Raw genomic sequence first — 23471 nt, 5'->3', positions numbered from 1 at the left:
TAATCAGTAGCGGGTGATGGTTTCGTGCAGGTTCAATACCACCCGCGCAACATTGGTCCAAGCGGCGAGCTCGGCGGGCGCGATTTCAGACGGTTGCGCACCGAGGCCGATCTGGAGCAGTGCCTGCGCTTCTTGTGGATGGCTGGCGTAGCGCATCCGGGCGCTGTCGAGCAACCGCAAAAGGCCCTCGGTTTCGGCCGGTTCGGGCTCGCGCGCTACGGCCAGCCGAAAGCCCAACGCAACACGTGAAGCGTCTTCGGGCGGGGCTTCTTCGATCAGTCGGGCCGCCAAGCCACGCGCCGCCTCAACAAAGGTTGGATCGTTCAAGAGCGTTAGCGCTTGCTGGGGGCTGTTCGCCACGGAACGTATTGCGACACAGTCCTCGCGACTGGGAGCGTCGAAATTAGCGAGCATCGGATGCAGGAAGGTCCGCTGCCAATGCATGTAAACGCCGCGTCGATACTGGCGCTCGTCAGTTTCCGCCACGTAGGGGCGATCGGGAAATTGCAGACCCGCGTAGTAGTCAGCCGGCTGATAAGGTTTCGCGGGCGGTCCGCCTCGTTCTAAATTGATCAGCCCGGCGATCGCCAGAGCGTTGTCACGCACGATCTCGGCCTCAAGTCGGCGCGGGTTCTGTGAAGCGAGCAGGCGATTGTGGGGATCGCGCTCCATTACCTCGGCTCGCAGCGCAGAGGATTGCCGATAGGTATGGCTCATGACGATCTGTCGGACCAGGTGCTTGATATCCCAACCGCTGCGGCGGAATTCACTCGCGAGCCAGTCGAGCAACTCGGGATGGCTGGGGGCTTCTCCTTGCGCGCCGAAATCATCCGCTTGCGCGCTCAGACCGGTGCCAAAGAACTGCTTCCACAGCCGATTGACGAACACCCTTGCCGTGAGGGGGTTCTCCTCCGAACAGAGCCACTCCGCCAGATCAGTGCGGGTCAGCACGTGGTCTTCGGTTTCCCTCGGGCGGGGGAGGAAGCTGGGCAGCGCCGGCACGCAAATCTCCCCGGACTCGTCCTGCCAATCCCCACGCGGCAGCACGCGGATCGTCTTCGGCTGCGACAAATGCTCAGTGACCATCACGGGCCATTTACCTTCGCGCGCGGCGAGAATCTCTCGTTCGAGGTCCGCCAAACGCGGGTCCCAACCGTTTGGGTCGGAGCGTAGGTAGTAGGCGCGCGCTGTCCGATCGTCGGCTATCTGCTCGGCTGGGTCGCCGGGCAAGGGTTGAGCGGAGACCTCTAAGGATCGCAGTGGGGTGATATCGATCCGCAGCCGATTGATCGCAACACGGCCCAGGGTCAGGTGAACGCGTAGCGATTGCCCAGCGCTCAGACGGAGGGGCCGATCGAGGAAGTAAACCGCCGTGTGAGGCTCATCGCTCGGGGTGTCGTCCAGACTCCACCCCTGCGCGACGCCCATCAGTTGCTCGCCCGATTCGTAAAGCGGCAGCGAGCGGTTCGCAGCTGCGTGCGAAATCATGAGCGGGGTCGCTTGTTCGCCCTCAACAAGGGTCCATTTTGCTTGCACGTCCAGCATCGAAGCATAATCGCCAATCGAACGGCCAAGGGGAGCTTTGAGATCGGTATCGGCCGGCAGCGTGATCCGGAACGCGGCGACAACGCGGTGGACCGGGTCAAGCGTCACCTCGAGCAGTTGGGGGCCATCCGCCCCAAAAGCGATCTGTCCCTCGTCGGTGATCGTCGCCTGGAGGAACTCGTCTTCCGGAACCTTTGTCTGAGGGGGTGGGGTTGCCCAACCGGTGGGTTCATCACGCAGGAACTTACCTATCTGGCATCGCCACTTGGCGAAGCGGGCGGTGTCGGCTGAATCGCTTGTCTCAATCTCAGCGATTTCGGCCCGATATTTTTTGATGCGCTCGCGTAGCGTCGGGCTCTCCACCTCAATCTCGGGCGGAAATGGATGATCGTTCGTCCAGCCGACAAGGTCGGGGTTAGGGCTAAATTTATAGTCGTGGTAAACACCCCACTGCTTCACGTCGGCAAAAAATGCCGCCAGCGAATAAAAATCTTTTTGGGTGATCGGGTCAAACTTATGGTCGTGGCACTCGGCGCAACCGAACGTGCTGCCTAGCCACGCCATGCTCACGGTACGCACACGATCGGCGTTGTAGATCGCCAGATACTCTTTGGGCTGTGCGCCCCCTTCACGCGTCATCATGTTCAGGCGATTGAAGCAGGTGGCGATCCGCTGCGATTCGGTTGGTGCTGGCAGCAGGTCTCCGGCGATTTGCTCGCGAGTGAACTCGTCAAAGGGCTTGTTGTTGTTGAACGAGGCGATCACATAATCGCGGTACGGCCATGCGTTTTGATTCTGATCGCCATGAAATCCGACCGTGTCCGCGTAACGAACCACATCCAACCAGGGCTGGGCCATCCGTTCGCCGTAGTGGGGCGACGCGAGCAGCCGCTCGACCGCCTCGGCGTAGGCGTGAGGACGCTGATCCGCAACGAATGCTGCAACTTCTTCTACGGTCGGCGGAAGTCCGGTGAGATCCAAGTTTAGCCGCCGCAGCAGCGCTGCCCGATCCGCCTCTGTCGAGGGGGTGATCCCCTCAAGCGATAGCCGCTGTTGGATGAAACGATCGATTGGCGCTTGGGGGGAAGGCTCGGCTGAAACCGCGGGGGGCAGCGGTGCCCGACGGATCGGTTGATAAGCCCAGTGCGTTTGGTATTCGGCCCCCTGCTCGATCCAGCGGAGAAGCGTCTGCTTCTCTACGTCGCTCAGCGTCTTGTGAGACCGCGGCGGCGGCATCAAGAGATCGGCGTCGGTCTCGTTGATGCGCTCAAGAAGCAAGCTTTCCGCGACATCGCCGGGCACGATCGCGCCGTACGCGATGGCCTCGTCACGCACGTCCAGTCGCAAGTCGGCAGCGCGTGACGCCGCATCGGGACCGTGGCAGTGGAAGCACTTGTCGGACAGGATCGGCCGCACGTCGCGGTTGTAACTGACAACCGAAGGATCGGCGGAGGCGATACGAGCTGCCGTCAGCAGTGTCGCTAGAGCGCACAGCCCGCCTACGACACGCGATGCGTTGCCGCAAGATTCCATGAGACGGCGCGAGAGAAGGGTGAAGAGGAGCTAGGCGTGCGAGCAACAACAAGCATCGCGCGCAAGCAATACTGCCGTTTTGCTGGGTTAGCTTACCGTCAGCCTAAGCACACGGCATGTCCGGCGGGTCGAGTTTGCGCAAAACACGAATCTACTCTCGGGTGGCGGCGTGTGTCGGATTCCTGAGCAGCAGGCTAACCCATGGCGGGAGTTGGCTTGTCGTTCATCGACTCGCCAGGACCCCTTATGCCAGCCAGTGGCGGCACGATCGAGGGGCGGGCCTCGCTGCCTCAGCGGGCTACCAATTTGGCTGCGCTATCGGACTAGCCCCCGGGCAAAATGCCCCCGCTCGACCACAACAAGATTCTGTCTACGGCACTAGGCGAGCAAAATCGCGGGAAAAGCTGCCAAGCTTTGGTTGGGGACGAAGAGACCCAACGTTACCCTTCGCGGAGAGCAACCTCAGCCAGAATCGACGTAAGTCGTTTGGCTGCTTAGTGCTCCCTCTTGGACTCGAACCAAGAACCCACTGATTAAGAGTCAGTTGCTCTGCCGATTGAGCTAAGGGAGCGTTGCTGGGGATGCCCCGAAGAGCTTCCCGCAAGCGAGCCACAATTCTAAGGCGAGAGGCTTCGCTAGGGAAGGGGCGCGGCATGGCACTCCGCGGGGTCGGGACTCGGGCGAGGATCGCTTTGGCCCCAGGCTGGTCGTAGCGGGGCTGGCCGGTTAGCGTCGAGATAGGATGGTAATAGACCCCCCATACTCGTGGCGTCGCCGATGACGACTTCCCCCGCTCCCTCCTCCCGACTTACTGAAGAGCCCCCCGTGGCTCTGGTCACGGGGGGGGCTCGGCGCGTGGGGAAGGCAATCGCGATCGAGCTGGTGCGGCGGGGCTGGCGGGTGGTGGTTCACGCGAATCGCTCGGCGGACGAGGCTCAGGCGTTTGCCGCCGCGATCTCGGCGGGCGTTTACGGTCCGGGGGCAGCGGTGGCCATGACCGCCGACCTCTCCGAGGCGGATGCCATCGAGCCACTGATCCGCGCTGCCGCCGGGTGGTGTGGCCGGCTCGACGCGTTAGTGAATTCGGCAGCAATCTGGCCCCGCCAGTCGCTGGAAGAGGCCACCGCCGCCGACGCCCAGCAGTGCTTTACCGTGAATGCGTTAGCGCCGTTCCTGCTCTCGCGGGCGGCCGGGCTCTTAATGGCGGACCAAGCGCAGGGCGGGGCAATCCTGTTGCTCGCCGACATCGCCACACGCTACGACGGGCGTCCGTACGCCGACCACGCAGCCTATCATCTCAGCAAGGCCGCCTTGCCCGCGACGGTCAGGACGCTGGCGGTGGAGCTCGCTGACCGGAATCCGCGGATCCGTGTCAATGCGGTCGCGCCGGGGCCGGTGCTGTGTGGAACCGTGCCGGGCGAACCCGCGGAGTCTTCAGAGCGAGTGCGGCATGTGCGCGGGGCGGCTCTGGTTGAGACGGGCACGGCGGAGGGGTGCGGCTTGGCCGAGCATGTGGCGCACGCGGTCGCGATGCTGCTCGAGAACCCCTTCATCACGGGTGAGACGCTCGCGGTGGACGGCGGCGGGCGGTTGAAGTGATAGGATAGATGCATGTCTAAGCCACGCCATCGCTCATCGCATCGTCCGGAAACATCGGACACGGGCTCCCAGCCGGGCGACACAACCCGCCGTGTCACGACCGTGCTGGTGATCCTGCTGGTGTTGTCGCTCGTGGTTCATATCGCGACCGCGCCGCCGCGCGAGCCGCCGACTGATAAGCCACCGGCGGCCACGCCCGCTGCCCCGCCTGGAGTCACCCCTTCGCAGGCCAAGCGGGACCCTGCGTTGCCACCAACGCTCACCCGGGTTGCGATGCCATCCGCAGAGCCGACCAATCCGCTCGACCCTGCCCGGGCGAAGCGCTATCTCGAAGAGGTTTGCGCGCTCGGGAACCGGATGAGCGGCAGCCCCGGCATGCGTGCCCAGCAGGAGTTGCTGATTTCTCACTTCGAGCCGCATGCGGACCAGGTCGAACGCCAGACATTTAAGGTTCGTAATCCGTTGGGAGGGCCGGCAGTCGAGATGGCTAACCTCATCGTGCGCTGGCGGCCCGAAGCGACCGATCGCGTGTTGCTCTGCGCACACTACGACACACGCCCGTTGCCTGACCGCGATCCGAACCCGATGGCTCGACGGAACGGCCGTTTTATCGGTGCCAACGACGGCGGTAGCGGCGTTGCGGTGCTGATGGAGCTGGCGCATCAGCTCGCCGAGTACGAAGGGCCGCTCGGGGTCGATGTGGTTCTCTTCGATGGCGAAGAGTTGGTCTACGTCGACGACCGCGACCCTTACTTCTTGGGAAGCCGCTACTTCGCGCAAGACTACGCCAAGCGCAAGCCCCAACGCGGTAGCGGGGCGTGGAGCTACCGCGCGGGGATCCTGCTGGATATGGTCGGCGATGCCGATCTACAGATCTATCAGGAGCGTTTCAGCTACCGTAACTTGACGACGCGGCCGCTGGTCATGCAGGTGTGGGCGACGGCCCAACGCCTGGGGGTCGCGGAGTTCTACCCGCGTGTCCGGCACGAAGTGCGCGACGATCACCTGGCGCTGCAGCGGTTCGGCGGGATCCCGGCGATCGACCTGATCGACTTCGATTACCCGGCCTGGCACACCGAAGCCGATGTGCCGATGAACTGTTCGGGGGATTCGTTAGCGAAGGTTGGCTGGGTCGTGTGGGAATGGCTGCTCGAACAACGCGAGGCCAGCCAACCAAACAGGAGGTCGCCATGACAGCGGCGTTGATCTCGCTGGCGTTGCTCGGCGCGGCCGGTGCCTTGATCGACACGCACCTGCGTGATGCCCGGGGCGTGCTGGCCAACCTCGCCGAGCGGCCTGCCGGTCCGGGCGTGGTTGCGGCACAGGGTTTTGCCTGCCGACGACGGCGTCGGCGTTTGACCGCGAGCGGAACCATCGGCGTGGTGGGCGTTCTGATCGGCCTGTGGCCGCTCTTGCCGCAGCGACCTTGGTGGGTGGCATCGTATGCCGCACTGCTCGCGGTGCTGGCGGGTCTCCTTTTTCTCTTGGGGGTTGCGGACGCCGTCGCCAACAGCCGCTACTATCGCTCCGAACGCAAACGCCTGAACGAAGCTGAACGGCTTGCTCTGGCGGAAGCGGTGGCAACCCGCCGTCGCCAAGAGCCGACCAACGAACGGTAGCTGCCCCCGCTCTGCCGCCCCCGCTCTGCCGCCAACCATGCCGCCAACATGCCGGTACCCCCGCCTTACCTTTTCGATCCGTCGATGACCAATCTATGGATGCGTTCAGCTTTGCTCTCGCCGCCACGCCGCTCGCGGCTTACCTGTTGTTCGTGGGGCTCGTCAATCTGCGCAAGCGTCCGTTGGTGGTGACCGGCATGGCCGACACGGGGGCGGTCGGTGCCGCGCTCAGCGGCGTTGCGCTAATCGGCCCGATCGCGCTCTTTCGGCCCGAGGCGGCAACCGTCGCGATGGGGGCTGCGGTGTGGTTGGTGCTGCTGATGTTGTACTGGCTGGGGGTCGCGCTGCTCACCATGTTGGGGCGTCCGCGATTGGTGGTGTACAACGCGACCGGAGCCGAACTCCGTCCTGCGCTTTCTGAGGCGGCCCGGCAGCTCGACCCCTCGGCCCGCTGGGCGGGGGACAGCCTGTGGCTGCCGACATTAGGCGTGCAACTGCATGTCGATACCTACGCCTGGATGCGTAATACGTCGCTTATTGCTACTGGCGGCCAGCAAGACCTCGCCGGATGGCGGCGTCTGGGCAAGGCGACCGAACGCGCGGCGCGCGCCTTGCAAACCACGAAACGGTCGCACGCCGTTTGGCTGCTGACGGCTGGTGGGGTGCTGCTGCTGGTCGCGATTGTCGCGCTCGTGCTCGATCCGGAAGGCGTGCAAGTCGCTTGGCAAAGAGCCACCGCTATCTGACGCTTGAGAAGCTCCCGCTGGTCGTTACCGCCGGCCCGGGGGAAGGCCCTGGCGGGGGCGTGAACCTACTTGCTCAAGGCGCGATCGCGGCCAGCACGTCGATCGGATAATCTATCGCCGTCTGTCGGCATAGGGTGCCGGCCGTTCCCCTCCCGTCCCCCTCCGATTCCACGAAGCGATGCTGATCTTTTTTGTCGTCGTGTACCTGTTGGCGTCGATCGCGCTGGGTCTCTGGTTTGCGAGGGGCGTCAGCAACACCTCGGACTACGCCGTGGCGGGGCGCTCGCTGCCGTTGTCAATCATTATCGCCACCACGTTCGCCACGTGGTTCGGTTCCGAGACGGTCATCGGCATCCCCGCCAAATTCATTGAGGGGGGCATGCGCGACACCGCCGAAGACCCCTGGGGCGCCGCGCTGTGCCTGATCTTGGTCGGAATGTTCTTCGCCCGGAAGCTGTATGGGATGACGCTGCTGACAATCAACGACTACTACCGCCAGCGGTACGGCATGGCGGTCGAGGTGTTTTGTTCGCTGGCGAGCATCCTGTCGTACCTGGGGTGGGTGGCCGCGCAGATCACGGCGTTGGGGCTCGTCTTTTCGCATCTGCTTGAGGATTCGATCACGCCGCTCACTGGCACCTATATCGCCACGGTGGTTGTGCTCTTTTACACCATGTACGGCGGCATGTTTTCGGTGGCGATCACCGACTTTATCCAGATGATTGTGATCGTGATCTGCTTGACCGCGATCGCGATCATCGCCGGCAATATGGCCGGGGGGCCGGCGCGCGTGCTGGAGGTCGCTCAGCAGCGTGAGATGCTCAATCTGTTCCCGCCGCTCGATGCGAAGAGCATCCTGTTCTACATCGGTTCGGCGATCACGCTCATGCTCGGTTCGATCCCGCAGCAAGATATTTTTCAGCGTGTGATGTCTGCCAAGAGCGCCGATATCGCAGCGAAAGGAGCGATGATCGGTGGCGCGGCGTATCTGCTGTTCGCCTTTATTCCGATGTACGTTGTAACCACGGGCTACCTGCTGATGCCCAGCGAGATGGAAGCCCTGATTGCCGACGACGCCCAGAAGGTGTTGCCGACGCTCATCACCATGCACATGCACCCGGGCGTGAAGGCCATGTTCTTTGGCGCGCTGCTGGCGGCGATTATGTCTACCGCTTCAGCGACCATTTTGGCCCCCTCAACCGTGTTTGTGCAGAACCTGCTCCGCAACTTCGTGCCGAGCATGTCCGACCGGATGGAGCTCTTGCTCATGCGGATCACGGTGGTGGTGTTCACGCTGCTGGTGCTGGTCTACTCGCTTGTGATGGAAGGGGCATCGGTCTACGACCTCGTATCGAGCGCGTACCAGGTGCCGCTGGTGAGCGCGTTCGTGCCCCTGGTGGCAGGCCTTTATTGGCCACGGGCGAACAATTCGGGCGCGATCCTCTCGATCGTGTTGGGGATCAGCGTATGGAGTCTGTTCTGCTGGACTCCGCTGGGAGAAGCGTTCCCCCAGCAGTTGGCCGGGCTGATCGCTGCGGTAGTGGGAATGGTGGCCGGATCCATCCTCACAACCAAGCCGACGCACGAGCTGGCCGAGTCGATCAGCTAGCCGCCATCCGGGCCGTACGAGTCTTCAAGTCACAACGACCGCGCCGGCAAACCGTTCCAGCAGCGAATGCGCAGGCTGCCTAACAGCACGGGCCATCGCGCTGAGGGCGGTGTGCCGCGGCCGGCGGGGCCCTCGACAGCGACACGCCTCGGTAAGTTGGNGTTAATCGCAATCCGCTGAGGGTGGTCCACCCTCGGGGACTTCCACCCCCCCCCGCNCCTTCACGCATTTTTCACGCCATTTTTCTCGCGGGCGCTACCCCCGGGGGGGGGGGGGGCGCTTGGTTATACTCTCGCTCTTCGCCTTCCGTCCTGAACCACCATCCCGAATAGGAGCATCGCCCAAATGATCCGCACCTTGATCCCCTCCCTGCTGCTGGCCGCCGCGGCGGCCCTGCCGGCCGCGGCCGGCCCGGTCTCGTTCGACTGGGCCTTGGTTGATAACGCCGGCAACGCCGGTGATCCGCAACCACAAGGTACATTTGGCGCTGTTGGTTACGCCTATCGCATCAGCAAGCACGAGGTCACCAACGCCCAGTACGTCGAGTTCCTCAACGCGGTCGCCGCGGCCGATGGCTTCGCGCTCTACAGCACGTTCATGGGCAGCGACGCCCGTGGCGGAATCACCCGCAGCGGCGCGCCGGGCAGCTACAGCTACGCCACGAAGCCGAACATGGACAACAAGCCGGTGAACTACGTCTCGTTCTTCGACGCGATGCGGTTCACCAACTGGCTGCACAACGGCCAAGGCGCGGGTGACACGGAGACCGGCGCCTACACGATCGGCAACGGCCTGGACGAAGTCCGCTCGGCGAGCGCTAAGTTCTGGATCCCCAGCGAAGACGAGTGGTACAAGGCGGCGTACCACGACGCCACCGCCGGCACGGCGGGCGTCTACTTCGACTACGCCACCGGCAGCGACAGCGTACCGACCGTCGCCACGGCCAACAGCGTGGGCGACATCAGCAACCCTGGCGTGGGCGTGGTGAACTACGAGGATGGCGCTTACTGGAATGGCCAGGACGGCAACGTGACGACGGTCGGCTCGGCAGGCATCGCCAGCGCGAGCCCCTACGGCACGTTCGACCAGAACGGCAACGTGTTTGAGTGGAACGAGGCGGTCATTAGTTCTTCTTCCCGCGGCTTGCGGGGTGGTTCGTGGAGCAGCCGCAGCTGGAGCAGGTTGCGGACCATCTTCCGGCCCAGCAGCGGCCGCCCCGCGGGCGAGGGCAACGACGTAGGTTTTCGCGTGGCAACCGTCCCTGAGCCAAGTTCGTTGCTGATGGTGGTGCTGGCAGCAGGAGGGTTCTTGGTGCGGAAGAGAGCCTAGGATCACCCTTGGTGCTCTTACCCTCTTGCCCTTTATCTCTTCGCCGCGCAGCGGCGGGCGATTTTTTTTGAGGACGGAGTCTCTCGATGAGACGCAAGGACCTGGAGGGACCGGCGCGTGAGCCCCCGGTCCTGCTGGTGCTCTGTCTCTGTTTCGCGTCCCTATCGGGCTGACTCGGGGGTACGACCTGACTCGCTGGATCAGCATCACAAATGTGAATGGGAGAAGGTCGATAGCTTCCCCAAGAGCCAGCGGTTCGTCTTCGGCACGCGGCTGGCCGACCACGCGATCGGCGTGCTGGAAATGCTGGTCGAGGCGTCGTACAGCAGCACGAAGGCGGCCCTCCTCGCCGAGGCCAACCGCAAGGTCGAAACGCTCCGCTGGCTTTTGCGACTCGCAAAGGACCGCCAAGTGCTCACCGAACGGCAGTACCTCTTCGGTTGTCAGGGACTCACCGAGTGCGGCCGCATGCTGGGGGGCTGGCTCAAGCAAACGCAGAGCAAGGAAGGGCCGGCATCGCACGGAGGCCGCTTTGAAGCGTCACAAGCGCCTGTTTGACCGGGTCGTCTCGGCCGGCAACCTGCTGGGCGCCGCCCGTGACGCGCTGCGCGGCAAGCGGAGCCGCCGGCCCGGGGCCGAGTTCTTGCTCGACCTCGAAACGGAGCTGTTCGCCCTGCGGGACGAGCTGGCGAGCGGCGCGTACCGACCCAGCCCGTACCACTACTTCACGATCCACGAGCCTAAAGAGCGGCTGATCGCCGCGGCGCCGTTCCGCGACCGGGTGGTGCATCATGCGGTGGTGCGGGTCATCCAGCCGCTGTTCGAGAGTCGGTTCATTGAGGACTCGTACGCCAGCCGCCCGGGCAAGGGGACGCACGCGGCGATGCGGCGGGCGTCTGGCTTCGCGCAGCGGTTCCGCTACGCGCTGAAGTGCGATGTGCGGCGGTACTTCCCCAGCATCGACCACCAGCTTCTGCTCGGTCTGGTGGAGCGGGTGATCGGCGACCGACGGCTGTTGGAGCTGATCGCGACGATCGTCGATTCGCACCACGACGCGGTCGATCAAGAGTGGCCACGCGGCGGCGACCTGTTCGACGTGCGGCTCCGCAAGCGGGGGCTGCCGATCGGCAATCTCACCAGCCAGTTCCTGGCGAACGTTTACCTGAACCCGCTCGACCACTTCGTGAAGCACGCCTTGCGGGTGAAGGGGTACGTTCGGTACCTCGACGATTTCCTGCTGTTTGGCGACGACCGGGCGGAACTCAAACGTCACAGCAGCGCGGTGCAAGAGCGGTTACGGTCGCTGCGGTTGGTGATCCATCCGGACAAGCACCGCTTGTGCCCCACGGAGTTGGGAGTCGACTTCGCAGGCTTCGTGGTGTTCGCCAACGGGCGGATCAAGCTGCGGAACTCGACCGTGCGGCGCTACCGCGACCGATACCGAAGGATGCGTTGGGAGACGCGTCACCGCGGGCGCGAGACGGCCGAGCTAACGCAGAGCGTGAAGGCGTGGGTCGCACACGCGGCCCACGCGCAGAGTGTGGGCCTGCGGCGGGCGGTGCTCTCTTGAGCGCGACGCGGGCGAAGGGCGCCCGGGGGAGGGTTAGTTCTTCTTTCCGCGGCTTGCGGGGTGGTTCGTGGAACAACAACTCGAACAACCTGCGGGCCGACAACCGGAACAACAACAACCCCACGAACGAGAACAACAACGTCGGTTTTCGCGTGGCAAGCCCCTGAAAGCGTGGGCCGCATTTGCGGCAAGTCTCTCGGGCCCGAACGCGGCGTGGTGAAACCTCGAAAGCCACGCCGGCAGCGCCCGGCTCAGGGACTACCCGGGAGTCCTGCGGGGCGGCGGCCTGTTCCCCCCCGGGAGCGTCACCGCCCGGCGAATAACGCGTGAGGCGGCCGTGGTGAGTAACCGCAAGGCGAAAGGCGCGGCCGCCTTTTTTCAAGTGTGGCGACGCGGCAGGCGGAGGCTAGCTTGTTAGAACTCGCGTCGGTTGCCTCAACCGACAGCAGGTGGCGTGCGCAGCAAGCCGCGTCGGCCATGACGACCGCTGAGGATATCTGGCACCCTCAGCGCGTTCTTTGAACAGCACGCGGGCGCTGCGCTTTCAGGCGGCGACACGTCGCGGGTGGCCTGCAAGCTGGCAATCCCACTCGTGCCAGTCGGGCAGGGTCGGCGGCGATGGTTCGCGCTGCGATAGCAGCGAGGTTGCTGCGCGATAGGCCAGTTCCGCGCTCACGCGGGCGGTAACCAGCGAGAGCGGATTCGCGCCGACAAGACGCCGCCATTGCTTGAGTGCTGTTGGGTAATGGCCGGCACGGGCCGCTTGTCGGGCCCACTTGCCCGCGGCGGGGGAGGGAGTACCCCGTTTTGGGGCCCGCAGCGAAGCGGGGGCTTCGAGGCCCCGGTCCGCATGCGCTCTGCGCAGCAGCGCCGCCAGACGTTCACGCTGCGTCGCGCGGCGGTTCCAGCAAACGCTCTTCTCGTGCAAGCGGTAACGCAGCAGCGGAGCCGCAACGTTCGCGAAACGCCCGACGGCGATCATCCGCAGCCAGAGATCCGTGTCTTCCACCCACTCGAACTCGGGCCGATAAGCCCCCACGCTCAACGCCGCCCGACGGCGATACAGCAGGGTGGGGTGCGCAAGGGTCTCGCGCCCCGCGAGCAGGCCGGCCTCGATCGCGGCGTGGTCTGTCGGATAGCGCGTCGTACGGATTGGTTCCCCCTCGGGATCGACGACCAGCACGTTCGACCCGACCGCGATCAGCTCAGGGTTGCGCTGCACGACTTGCCATTGCCGCGCCAAACGGTCGGGGGTCGCCAGGTCGTCGGCGTCCATGCGCGCGATCCACTCGCCGCGGGCCTCGGTCAGGCCCCGGTTCAACGCGGCGACGATCCCGCGGTTGGGCTGATCAACCACGCGAAACCTCGGGTCTGCCGCGGCAAAATCCTGCAGAACCGCCAGCGATTCGTCGGTTGACCCGTCGTTGACACAAACGGCTTCCCACGCCTCGTGGGACTGCCAGCGTAGGCTCGCCAGTGCCGAACGAAGGTACACGCCGGCGTTATGCACCGGGATGACGAAGCTGATTGCGGGCGAAGGCAAAGCGCTGTGTTACTCGGGGGGCGGGGGGCGGGGGGCGTGGCGAGCGCGTCGCGTGGCGAGGTTCTTGTGCCTAGGCCGCACGGCGGGCCGGCAAGCGGAGCCACTCGCGGCTCCAGCTCCAGAGCGGCGGAAGCCCCTTCTGGCGGATCGCGAAGCTCGGATTGTCTGACTGATCGATATCCCAGCCGGGCCCGGTTGTGCGGCCGATAAGCTCCCAGCCATGACGCCAGCAGAACTCATCAACCGCCTCGACGACGCCGTAGTTGCGTTCTTTCCAGTAGGGGGTGCTGATGTAATCGTGGCCGGCGATCACACCGCCGGGCTTCACTTTGCGCAAGAGCACCGCCAGCTCCGCCGCGACCGCTTCGTAGCTGTGATTGGCATCGACGTAGACCCAGTCGATCGAGGCGTCGGCGAGCGTTTCGAGCATCGGCACCGAGTACCCGCGATGCACCGCGACCTGGCCGGTCGCAATCGGTCCGGCAAAGCGTTGACGCACGAGGTCGAAGTTCGATTGATGATCGGCTTGCTTCGCGTAGAAGCCGTCGTGAGGGTAGTCGAGCCCCTCGTGATGCTCTTCCCAGCAGTCGATCAGGTGCAGCTTGCGCGGCGACGTCTTAGAGAGGATCGTTTGCGAGAATTCGCCCTGATTGACACCGATCTCGACAACGACTGCGTTGTGCGGCAAAGCGCGGATCATGCGTCCACGACGGGGGAAAGTGCGCATCGATCGAATCCGTAGGGGAGAGAAAAATGGGTGTTTGCAGGGCGCTCACCAGATGGCGAGGCCGGTCAGGCCACGCGCAGGTGACGGGTATATTTTTTCAGGCGATCGCGGATCTTGCCAAGCAGACTTGTCGGCGGCGGAGCGTTCGCCAGCGCGAGATCGGCGACCAAGCGCGCGATCTCGGCCGGGGTCAGCTCGGGGGGCTCGTACCCACGCAGGAAACAACGTCGCATCTGTTCGTACAGGCATTCGGGCGGCATCGGTGCTCCCGAGTCGATTCCCCGTCGCGCCCAGACGGCGTTCCACAAGTGAACTCCGCGCGACGGTTCGGGAAGGTCGGTATCCTCGAAAAGCTGTTCGATGGCCCAGTAATCGACGGGGTAGAACACATCGGCGGGCTGCACGCACGAGAGCAGCCCCGTGTCGCGGATCGCTCGTTCAAGCAGCAGCGGGCCGGTGCTGCCCCACGGGGCGCGATTCAGATCGACCTCGGCAAACAGTTCCAAACAGCGGGCCATGAGCGCACTGCCGGCCGGGCTGCGGATGACGGCGTTGTTGACCCCGTCGGGGCCGTTTTGTCGTTGGGCTCCGACAACGTGCGCCGAGTCAAACTCCCAAGGCGCGACGCAAATCATGTCGGTATCGACCCACCAACCACCCCGCTGGTGCAGCATCGTGTAACGAAAACGGTCAGCGAAGTAGGCCGGGCTGCCTTTGCCGAAACCTTTCCGCACAAAGAACACCTCGGACTCGGGCAGCACCTCGCGCGCATCGACCAGCCTGACCCCCTCGGGCACTCCGGCCGGCTTGCCATAAGCGAACAGGCGAAAGTCGTAACCAAAGTGTAGGAACGACTCGATCGATAGCTGCTCCATCGGCCCGAGTCGGTCGCCGATCCACAGCGATTGGAAAACGTCTTGGCTCATCGGCGGCGCTAGGGCAGTGGCTAGCGGGAGAAGGGATGTTGGAATGGCGGCGTGAGGCGACCGCGGGCCTTTCCGGGCATGTCTGAAGTATCAAAACCTTCGACCGCGGGCCAGACGAGTTGTGTTCGCGTTGACCCGACCCCGACTAGGCCGCTATGACCGCTCTCACTCTCAATCGGTCACCAACCCTAAGCGTCGGCAACTCATCCGGGTTGCTCTTACCTCAAATAGGCTGCGAGACCCCATGAAGCTTGGTTTCATGAGTACCGCCGTTGGCTGGGGAGGGGGTGAACGCCTGCTAGCACAGCTGATTGAAGGTTTTTGCGAAGTCGGTGCCGAACCCTTGCTAGCGGTACCAGCAGCCAGCGAGCTGGCCACTTGGGCTCAGCAGCAAGACGTGCCCACAGCGCTGCTGCCGGGCCGCGGCCGCGGGCTGGCCGCTTGCCTGCAAATTCGCCGAAGGTTCGCCTCCGCGGGTCTGCAGGCCGTGATCCTCAACGATCCCCATGCCATCACCTATGGCGGCGTGGCGCTGACCGGCTTAAGCGTGCCGCGCCTCGGCATCCGCCACACCTGTTACCCAGTTCGCAGCGCTTGGAAGCACAACCGTCTGGTTGACCACGTGGTGTGTGTCTCCGCCGCCGCAGAAAGAGAGTGCCTTATCGCGGGAGTCGATCAGCGTCGGCTTTCGGTGCTTTATAGCGGAGTGAAACCAGCGGTCGTTGCGCCCCGTGCGGTCGAGGTCGCCCGGTCAGCGTTTCTGCCCGATGACGGCGCGAAGCGAGTTCTGGCCATCGGTAACCTGCAGGCGGTCAAAGGGTACGACACCCTGCTACGAGCAACGGCCGAAGCCTATCGGCAGGGCGATTGCTGGCGCGTCGCGATCGCTGGCGAGGGGCCCGAACGGCCTCATCTGGAGGCGTTGGCCCAGGAACTAGGCATTGCCGACAGAGTGCAGCTGCTGGGATTTCGAGCGGATGCGGCCGCGTTGCTGCGCTCGGCCGACGTTTTCGTGAACGCCTCACATAGCGAGGGGCTCTCGCTGGTGCTGATCGAAGCTATGCAAGCGGGCACGCCAATCGTCTCGACTCTCGTGGGCGGTTGTCGTGAGGTTCTCGGTGCCACCGGTTCCGACGTTTCCCCCGTCGCGAGCGTCTTCGAGCCCGGTGACGCCACCGGTTTGGCGGCCGCCGTTGAGCGACAGCTCGGCGACCCGGAGATGTTGAGAGAACGCTTAGCGGCAGGAAGCCAGCGCGCTGCCGAACAGTTCTCGGTCGAGGGGATGATCCGCGGTTACGCTGAACTGATCGATCATCTGACCACGACCGATCGGCGTGTCGCGGCTTGAGCGGACGCGTGATCGCAACCTGAGCGGCTAAACGTGATCGCCCGCAAGGGCTCCGGTGCTGAACGCCGCCTGAAAGTTGTAACCGCCGATGGGGCCGTCCAGGTCCAGCACCTCGCCGATGAAGTAGGCACCCGGCGCGAGGCGGCTTTGCATCGTGCGGGGATCAATCTCCGGCAGATCGACGCCGCCCGCGGTTACTTCCGCTTTCTTGAAGCCGAGCGAGCCGGTCAGGGGGATCGGCGTGCGTTTGATCCCTTCGATGAGGCGTCGGCGTTCGGATTTCGACAACTCCGCCAGACGCCGGTCACCGGGGGTTTCGGCCAGGGCTGCGATCGCTTCAGCCAAGCGGCGTGGTGCCCACTCGGCAAGCTGGGTCGCGACGGTGCGCGAACCGCCTTGCTTGAGCTGATCGAGAAGCACCGTCTCGTCGATGCCCGGCAGGAAATCGCACCAAGCCTGCCAGTCGCCGGCGTCGGGGCGCTCGGTCACAACGCGGCTAGCGTCCATCACCGCCGGCCCCGAGAGCCCGAAGTGTGTAAACAAGAACGAACCGCGCCGATCGATCGCCACCTGTTGTGGCGTTGCACCGATCCGCAAACGAACATCTCCGAGCGTGACTCCCTGCAGTTCGTTTGCCCACCGTGCTGTCGAGGTGAGCGGAACCAGCGCGGGGCGAGGGGGGATTATCCGGTGCCCAAGCGCTTTGGCCCACGCGTAGCCATCGCCCACCGTGCCGCATCCGGGATACGATCGGCCCCCGACGGCAACCACCAGGCTTTCCGCCGCGATCGTCCGGTGCGGGGTTGTTACGTGATAGCGATTTGCCTGCCGGTGGACCTCGACGGCCGGCTCGCCTAGTGCGAGCGTGACTCCCGCGTTGTCGAGCATCTGCAGCAGCGCGCGCTGCACGTCGAGCGCGCGATCGCTAGCGGGAAAGACCTTGCCGGTCGGCTCGATCTTGGTGCGGAGCCCTTCGGCCTCAAACAGTGCGATCACCGCGTCGGGAGTCAGCCGAGCCAGCGCGGGACGTAAGAAGCGGGCCTTCGCCTTGCCCGCGGCTCCGCCGACCAGGCGGGCGTAGGCGTCGGCGATCTCGCTGGCCGAAGCGCTGTGAGTCAGGTTGCATCGTGTGCCCCCCGACATGAGGATCTTCACGCCCGCCTTGGTGCTCTTTTCGAGCACCAGCACGCGGCGGCCGCGCTGGGCCGCCTGCGCGGCACACATCATGCCCGCGGCTCCGGCTCCGAGCACAACGACATCCCAAGTGGCGTTTAACAACGGGGAAGTCTGCGCCAGGAGGGACGGTATTGAGGGGTTGGCAGGGTGCCGATCTAAGGTGACTCACCGATAAGGAATGCCTAATCTTACCCGGCGGCCTGATCTCCGGCAGGATTTCCTTGCCAGCTACCTGCTGCGGGTGCTTAGGATAGAGACCCTCGTGCGAAGGTCCGCAAAATCTTCCCCAGCGGGATACAGCTGTTTCTCACGGCAGACGTCGCCTGCCGTTCGCCTCTTTCCTACCGCATCGTCGTTACAGGTTAGTCGATGATTACCCGCGATTCATTGTCCGCTTATCGCCAGCTCGGCGTGGTGTTTCTCTCCTTCAGCGTGCTGACCTGCGCTGGCTTTGCGAGCGCGGCGGTGACGGCCGCGGGTTCGGTCAATCCGACCACGGTGTTGCCCGGCAATCAGAATATCGATCTGTTGATCGGCGACGACAGCAGCTCGAACCCCGATGTCCGCGCGACGGTGCTCATCAACGGCGGTTCTCAGCTCACGGTCAACCGCGCCTTTGTCGGCTCGGATGAGTACTTTTTTGGACGCCTCTTGATTCAGGGAGACGGCAGTCTCCTGGGGGACGGGACCAAGCTCACGGTTGATGAGAGCGGCAGCTCGACCGAACCGACGCTGCAGATCGGACGTTCGGGCGACGGTTACTTGCAAGTCAGCGGCGGTGCGACACTCACGCTCAGCGACAGCTCGGGCGATTTAGTCGTGGGAGATAACGCCACCGGTATTGGTCGCGCGCTCGTAACGGGCGATTTCACGCTTGTCACCATTGGTGATGACCTCATCGTCGGCAACGCCGGCGTGGGACGATTGGACATTGAAGCGGGGGCCATCGTGCAATTGGGAACCCCCAGCGCTCGTTCGGGACGGAACGTGACCATCGGGGCCCAAGCGGGCGGTGCGGGCGAAGTGTACGTCACCGGTGCCGGATCACGACTGGTGGTCGGCGACGATCTCGAGCTGGGCGTTCTCGGATCGGGTCGTTTAGTCGTGAGCAACGGGGCCTTGGTCGATGCGGACACGGGGGCAAACCCGAGTTTGCTCATCGGCGGCCAGGGGCGCCTGACGCTCGACGGCGGCGTCATCACGACCGGCGCGGTTACCGTCGTCGGTGTGCTCGAGGGCTCGGGCTTCGTTAACGGTGACGGCCCGGGCAGCGGTTCCGTTACGGTGAATTCCACCGGACGAATCTACGCCGGTCCCGGCGAACTGCTGCGGATCGATGATACGGTTTCCAACCAAGGCTCGATCAGCATCGAGGGGGGCGAGCTGGAGCTCTTGAGCGTGCTTACCAACAACGCCCCCGGCAGCTCTCAACCTCCGGGACGCATCACGCTTGAAGCGGGACGCTTGCGGTTGACGGAATCCCTCACCAACAACGGCGTGATCGCCTTCGCCGCTGGTGCGAGCGACGTCCACGGCACAATCACGAACAACACGGGGGGTGCCATCGCCGTAGCGCCTGAGGCGGTGGCAACCTTTTACGACAGCTTCCAGGACACCGGCGGAACGCTTGAGATCCAAGCCGGGGGATCGGCTCTCTTCCTGGCCGACGCCACGTTTAGCGCTGCCTCGTCGGTCAGTCTGGCGCTCGCCGAGCCGGGCCCCGCGTTGTCAGTCGCCGGCGGGATGATCGTCGGGGGTGATCTGACCGTTACCTTTAGCGATGACTTTGAATTGCAAGCAGGCACGTTCGAGGTGATCGAGGCCGGCGCTCTGGCGGGGGCGTTCGATACCGTCACGCTGCCCAGCGTTGCCGGGTTTGATCTCGTACCGCTCTACACGGGCAGCGGCTTGCTGCTGACCGTCAGCACCGTGACGGTGGGCGGTCCCGACATCGGCGACTTCAACAACGACGGCTTTATCGACGTCGCCGACTACACGGTCTGGCGTGACACCGCTGGAACACCGCCGGACCTCGACGGCTACGTCGTGTGGGTCAACAACTACGGCACGCTGGTTCCGGCTGCGTCCCCGGCAGCCGCCGTGCCCGAACCCACCACCCTGGCGATTGTTTTGCTGACCCCGCTCGCCGCCATCGGGCGACGACGCTAGAGCCGATCACGGAGGATCTCTGCCGCCGCGTTCTTTCCGCAAGCGCCCATCACGCCACCTCCCGGGTGGCTTGCCGCGCCGCACAGGTACAGCCCGCGCAGCGGCGTGCGATGATCGGCCCAGCCCGCGACGGGGCGGAAGCAGAACAGCTGGTTGGCGTTCATCGCCCCCTGCATGATGTTGCCGCCGGTCAGGCCATAGGTTCGTTCGATATCCAGCGGCGAGAGCACCTGCCGATGCTCGATCGCAGCGGGAACGTTCGGAGCATACTCGGCCAGCTTGGCGATGCAGCGGTCGGCGTAGCTTTCCTTGATATCATCCCAGTGAGCATCACGGAGCTTGTAGGGCGCGTACTGGATGAAGAGCGACAACAGGTGCTTGCCGGGCGGCGCGATCGAATCATCGACGCTCGTGGCCATGGTCATCTCGAGGATCGGCTCGTTCGCCGGCTTGCCGTACTTGGCGTCGTCGTACGCCCGATCCAGATAGTCCATCGAGGGACCGATGTGCATCGTGCCGCGATGGTGCGGGGCGACTTCTCCCGGTGTCGTTGGCCGCGCGCTGAAGTTCGGCGGTTCGGCAAGGGCCAGGTTGATCTTCATCGAGGCCGAGGCGTAATCGATCTTGGCGATCGCCTGGCGGAAGTCGTTCGGTAGGGCTTCGGCGGGAAGCATCCGCTCGAACGTCAGATGAGCATCGACGCCCGAGGCGACAATCGGTGCGTCCAGCGTTTGGCCGTCTTCGAGCGTCACGCCCGTGACGCGGCCGTTTGCTTGGTTGATGGCGGCCACGGGCGCTTCGCGGCGAATGGTTACGCCCAATTGTTCACCGACCGCGGCGAGCGCCGTGGCAACGCCCCCCATGCCGCCCCGCACATAGCCCCATACGCCCCGCGCACCGCCAGCCTCGCCCATCACGTGATGCAGCAGCACATAGGCGCTGCCGGGCGAACTGATCGACGTGAAGGCCCCGATGATGGCATCCGTGGCGAGCGTGGCGCGCAACGCTTCGGACTCGAACCAGCGCTCGAGGATCGGTCGGGCGGCACCGGTTAAGAGCTCAATCGCCGCGGGCTGATCGGCACCCAGCCGCTTGAGGGCCCGGTGGATCGACCACAGTTTCTGTGCGTCGCGGAGCCGTTTTCCCAGACCGATCCGGCGCCAGCTTGCGGGCATTGGGAGCGGGTCGGGAGCCGACTGGCTGAGCGTGGGTTCGAGCACCGCCGCCACACGTTCCAGCAGCGCTTCGTACTGCGGGTAGGCCTGCGCGTCAGCTGCGCTGAAGCGGCTGATCTCGCGATGGTTGAGCGCCTTATCGGGGCCCATTAGCAGGCTGCTGCCGTCCGGCAGCGGCGTAAAGCTTGATGGATTCCGGGGCAGCACCGCCAGGCCATGCTCTTTGAGCTTCAGCTCCCGGATAATCTGCGGCAAGAAGAGACTGATCACATAGGCCGCGGTGGAAACCTTGTAGCCGGGCCACAGCTCTTCGGTTGTGGCGGCACCGCCGAGCACCTGGCGTCGCTCGAGCACACAGACCCGCTTGCCCGCCCGGGCCAGATAGCACGCGCAGACCAATCCGTTGTGGCCGCCGCCGATGACGATCGCGTCGAAGCCGTCAGCGGGGCGAGACATAAGGGGAGCGGGCGCGGGGGGCAGGCGGGGCGAGAAGGGGCAGAACCCACGACAAGTCGCCCCGCTCGGTCATATCGGCCTGTGACTGGCCCGTCGTCCTGCGAGCGAGGATGTGGTTCAATTAATCCGCTCGCAGCAGTCGCCGCGCCGATTCCGTCTATTCGGGCCTGCCGATGATCCGTCAACTTGGTTTCCTGTTTGCTTGGTCTGTACTGATCGTGCCGATGATCGATGCCGCTCCCCATGCCTACCCCGAGACCAACCGAGAAGCGACGGTTGATACTTACGCGGGGCCTGAGGGACGGAAGATCGAGGTCGCTGACCCGTATCGCTGGCTGGAAGAGGATGTTCGCGAGTCGGATCGAGTCGCCAGCTGGGTCGCTCGCCAGCAGGCTTTTACCGAGGCATACCTCACCAAACTCCCCGAACGAGCGGCCTTCCGCGAGCGGCTTACCGCGCTGTGGGACTACGAGCGGCGTTCCCCGCCCGAACGGGTCGGCAAGCCGGACGAAAGCCCGCGCCGTTACACCTACCGCCGCAACGACGGACTACAGAATCAGTCGGTCGTTTTCTTGACGGACGACCCGGGCCAAGACGGTCGGGTGCTGATCGACCCCAACACCTGGAGCGACGACGGCGCGGTTGCGCTAGCCGGCTACACCGCCAGCCACGATGGTCAGCTGCTGGTGTACCTGCGCAGCGAAGCCGGCAGCGATTGGAAAACGGCCCGCGTCATGCGTATCGACTCGGGCGAGGAACTTTCTGACGAGGTCCGCTGGATAAAGTACGGCGGCGTGCAGTGGGCCGCCAACGGAAGCGGCTTTTACTACACGCGGTATCCCGAGCCCGCCGAGGGCCAAGCCTTTCAGGCGTCGTCACTCAACCCGGCGGTTTACTTCCACAAGCTGGGCACACCGCAGTCGCAAGACGTACTGCTGTACAACGATCCCGATCATCCTGATTGGGGCAGCTATCTGGTCGCATCGCAGAACGGTCGCTGGCTGCTGCTGCTCATCAGCCGCGGCACGGACAACCAGAATCGCTTGTACGTCCGCCGCGCTGATCAGCCGCTCGCGGTCGAGGGCGATCCGCGCGACGCCTGGACGCGCTTGGCCGACGATTTTGATAACGAGTGGAGCCCCATCACGTGCCTGGGAGATCGGCTTTATCTTTCCACCGACTATCAGGCACCACGCCGCCGCTTGGTGACGATCGACCTGGAGGGGCCGCACAGCGGTCCGCTCCGCGAGCGCTTGATGGAAGTGATTCCGCAACGCAGCGCGCCGCTCGAATGGGTTTCGTTTGTCGGTGCCCGACTCTTTGCGGGTTATCTGGAAGATGTCGCCGGCGTGGTGCGTTTGCACACGGTTGGCGGCGAGGCGCTGGGCGAAATCCCTTTGCCGGGCGTCGGCTCGGTAGGCGGTTTTAGCGGCTGGCAGAACTCGACCGAGACTTACTACACCTACACGAGCTACGACGCTCCGCCCACGATCTATCGCTACGAGATTGCCACGGGCGAGTCAACGTTGCAGTTCTCGCCCCAGACGGGCGTGGATTTGTCCGGCTACACGGTCCGCCGTGAGTTCTATACGAGCAAAGATGGCACGCGCGTGCCGATCTTCTTGATGCACAAGAAGGATCTGGTCCTCGATGGACAGAATCCCACGCTGCTGTACGGTTACGGCGGCTTCACCATCTCGCTGACGCCCGGCTACTCGCCCAGCCGATTGGCTTGGGTTGAGAAGGGGGGCGTGCTGGCCGTTGCCAACCTGCGAGGGGGTGGCGAGTACGGCGAGCCATGGCACGAGGCCGGCAAGCTGGGCAACAAGCAAACCGTCTTTGACGATTTCATCGCCGCCGCCGAATGGCTTTGTGCGCAGCGGATCACGCAGCCACGACAGATTGCGATCCAAGGGGGCAGCAACGGCGGGCTCCTGGTGGGTGCCGTGATGACGCAACGCCCCGATTTGTTTGGTGCGTGTCTCCCCGCCGTGGGAGTGATGGACATGCTCCGGTTCGATCAATTCACCGCGGGCCAGTTTTGGCGCGATGAGTACGGCTCTTCGTCGGATCCGGCGATGGTCGATTTTTTGCTCGGATACTCGCCTTATCATAACGTGCGCTCCGGAGTCACTTATCCGGCAACGCTGGTGATGACCGCCGACACGGACGACCGTGTGGTGCCGATGCACAGCTTTAAATTCGCGGCCGCGCTGCAGCACGCGCAGACGACTTCCTCAGCCGGAGACGAGCCGCTGCTGATCCGCATCGAGACCCGGGCCGGTCACGGTGCGGGCAAGCCAACCAGCAAGCTGATTGAAGAAGCGGCCGACGTTTGGGCTTTCGCCTGGGAGCACACGGCCCGACAAAAATCGGAACCTGCCCGCTAACCGCGACAACA

General features: G+C 64.4%; 17 protein-coding genes and 1 tRNA gene. 11 read left to right on the top strand and 7 right to left on the bottom strand.

The features are described from left to right. Nucleotides 1-3: 3 nt before the first annotated feature. Complete coding sequence (locus tag Pla111_RS09280; RefSeq protein WP_146573584.1) at nt 4-3078, bottom strand: PSD1 and planctomycete cytochrome C domain-containing protein; 3075 nt, start codon at nt 3076-3078, stop codon at nt 4-6. A 498-nt stretch (nt 3079-3576) separates the two neighbouring features. After that, a tRNA-Lys gene (locus tag Pla111_RS09275) sits at nt 3577-3649 on the bottom strand. 206 nt (nt 3650-3855) lie between these two features. On the opposite strand from Pla111_RS09275, the gene Pla111_RS09270 reads away from it, so the two are divergent. From Pla111_RS09270 to Pla111_RS09235, 8 genes are all read left to right on the top strand, one after another. Next, a complete protein-coding gene (locus Pla111_RS09270) occupies nt 3856-4677 on the top strand; it encodes an SDR family oxidoreductase (RefSeq protein WP_146573582.1) in 822 nt (273 codons plus the stop codon). Between the two features lie 12 nt (nt 4678-4689). Then, entirely contained in the window at nt 4690-5871 is a 1182-nt protein-coding gene (locus Pla111_RS09265; RefSeq protein WP_146573580.1) for a M28 family peptidase, read from the top strand. Further along, nucleotides 5868-6296 (top strand): hypothetical protein, encoded by a 429-nt coding sequence (locus Pla111_RS09260; RefSeq protein WP_146573578.1) that lies wholly within the window; start codon nt 5868-5870, stop codon nt 6294-6296. Before Pla111_RS09265 ends, Pla111_RS09260 begins: the two co-directional genes overlap by 4 nt. A 95-nt stretch (nt 6297-6391) precedes the next feature. Then, nucleotides 6392-7042, top strand: coding sequence for a hypothetical protein (locus Pla111_RS09255; RefSeq protein ID WP_146573576.1), 651 nt, complete (start codon nt 6392-6394; stop codon nt 7040-7042). A gap of 178 nt (nt 7043-7220) precedes the next feature. Next, nucleotides 7221-8651 carry a sodium:solute symporter family protein gene (locus Pla111_RS09250; protein ID WP_146573574.1) on the top strand — a complete coding sequence of 477 codons (1431 nt, stop codon included), beginning with the start codon at nt 7221-7223 and terminating at the stop codon, nt 8649-8651. A gap of 345 nt (nt 8652-8996) precedes the next feature. Further along, complete coding sequence (locus Pla111_RS09245) at nt 8997-9980, top strand: SUMF1/EgtB/PvdO family nonheme iron enzyme (RefSeq protein WP_146573915.1); 984 nt, start codon at nt 8997-8999, stop codon at nt 9978-9980. Between the two features lie 117 nt (nt 9981-10097). Next, a complete protein-coding gene (gene avd, locus Pla111_RS09240) occupies nt 10098-10538 on the top strand; it encodes a diversity-generating retroelement protein Avd (protein WP_146573572.1) in 441 nt (146 codons plus the stop codon). After that, nucleotides 10513-11550, top strand: coding sequence for a reverse transcriptase/maturase family protein (locus tag Pla111_RS09235; protein WP_146573570.1), 1038 nt, complete (start codon nt 10513-10515; stop codon nt 11548-11550). Before avd ends, Pla111_RS09235 begins: the two co-directional genes overlap by 26 nt. Before the next feature lie 544 nt (nt 11551-12094). Here the strand turns inward: Pla111_RS09235 and Pla111_RS09230 are convergent. The 3 genes from Pla111_RS09230 to Pla111_RS09220 all read right to left on the bottom strand — a co-directional run bounded on the left by Pla111_RS09230 (nt 12095) and on the right by Pla111_RS09220 (nt 14746). Next, on the bottom strand, nt 12095-13093 hold the full coding sequence (locus Pla111_RS09230; RefSeq protein WP_146573568.1) for a glycosyltransferase: 999 nt from the start codon (nt 13091-13093) through the stop codon (nt 12095-12097). A gap of 70 nt (nt 13094-13163) precedes the next feature. Beyond that, a complete protein-coding gene (locus tag Pla111_RS09225) occupies nt 13164-13820 on the bottom strand; it encodes a class I SAM-dependent methyltransferase (protein ID WP_146573566.1) in 657 nt (218 codons plus the stop codon). 65 nt (nt 13821-13885) lie between these two features. Then, on the bottom strand, nt 13886-14746 hold the full coding sequence (locus Pla111_RS09220; RefSeq protein WP_146573564.1) for a glycosyltransferase: 861 nt from the start codon (nt 14744-14746) through the stop codon (nt 13886-13888). A 259-nt stretch (nt 14747-15005) separates the two neighbouring features. Here Pla111_RS09220 and Pla111_RS09215 point away from each other — a divergent pair, with 259 nt between their 5' ends. Beyond that, nucleotides 15006-16094 (top strand): glycosyltransferase, encoded by a 1089-nt coding sequence (locus tag Pla111_RS09215; protein ID WP_197524890.1) that lies wholly within the window; start codon nt 15006-15008, stop codon nt 16092-16094. Nucleotides 16095-16121: 27 nt separating this feature from the next. Here the strand turns inward: Pla111_RS09215 and Pla111_RS09210 are convergent, their stop codons facing one another. Beyond that, nucleotides 16122-17372 (bottom strand): BaiN/RdsA family NAD(P)/FAD-dependent oxidoreductase, encoded by a 1251-nt coding sequence (locus tag Pla111_RS09210; RefSeq protein ID WP_231930874.1) that lies wholly within the window; start codon nt 17370-17372, stop codon nt 16122-16124. Nucleotides 17373-17639: 267 nt separating this feature from the next. On the opposite strand from Pla111_RS09210, the gene Pla111_RS09205 reads away from it, so the two are divergent. Next, nucleotides 17640-19439, top strand: coding sequence for a hypothetical protein (locus Pla111_RS09205; protein ID WP_146573560.1), 1800 nt, complete (start codon nt 17640-17642; stop codon nt 19437-19439). On the opposite strand, the gene Pla111_RS09200 is transcribed toward Pla111_RS09205, so the two are convergent. Next, nucleotides 19436-21070 carry a phytoene desaturase family protein gene (locus tag Pla111_RS09200; RefSeq protein WP_146573558.1) on the bottom strand — a complete coding sequence of 545 codons (1635 nt, stop codon included), beginning with the start codon at nt 21068-21070 and terminating at the stop codon, nt 19436-19438. The genes Pla111_RS09205 and Pla111_RS09200 overlap by 4 nt on opposite strands. A gap of 173 nt (nt 21071-21243) precedes the next feature. On the opposite strand from Pla111_RS09200, the gene Pla111_RS09195 reads away from it, so the two are divergent. Continuing rightward, nucleotides 21244-23460, top strand: a complete 2217-nt coding sequence (locus Pla111_RS09195) for a prolyl oligopeptidase family serine peptidase (protein WP_146573556.1) — start codon at nt 21244-21246, stop codon at nt 23458-23460. The last annotated feature ends 11 nt before the right edge of the window (nt 23461-23471 follow it).

The sequence above is a fragment of the Botrimarina hoheduenensis genome (assembly GCF_007859815.1).
GTDB lineage: Bacteria > Planctomycetota > Planctomycetia > Pirellulales > Lacipirellulaceae > Botrimarina > Botrimarina hoheduenensis.
Note: the sequence above shows the minus strand (reverse complement) of the source record. Positions and strands in the feature narration are given on the sequence as shown.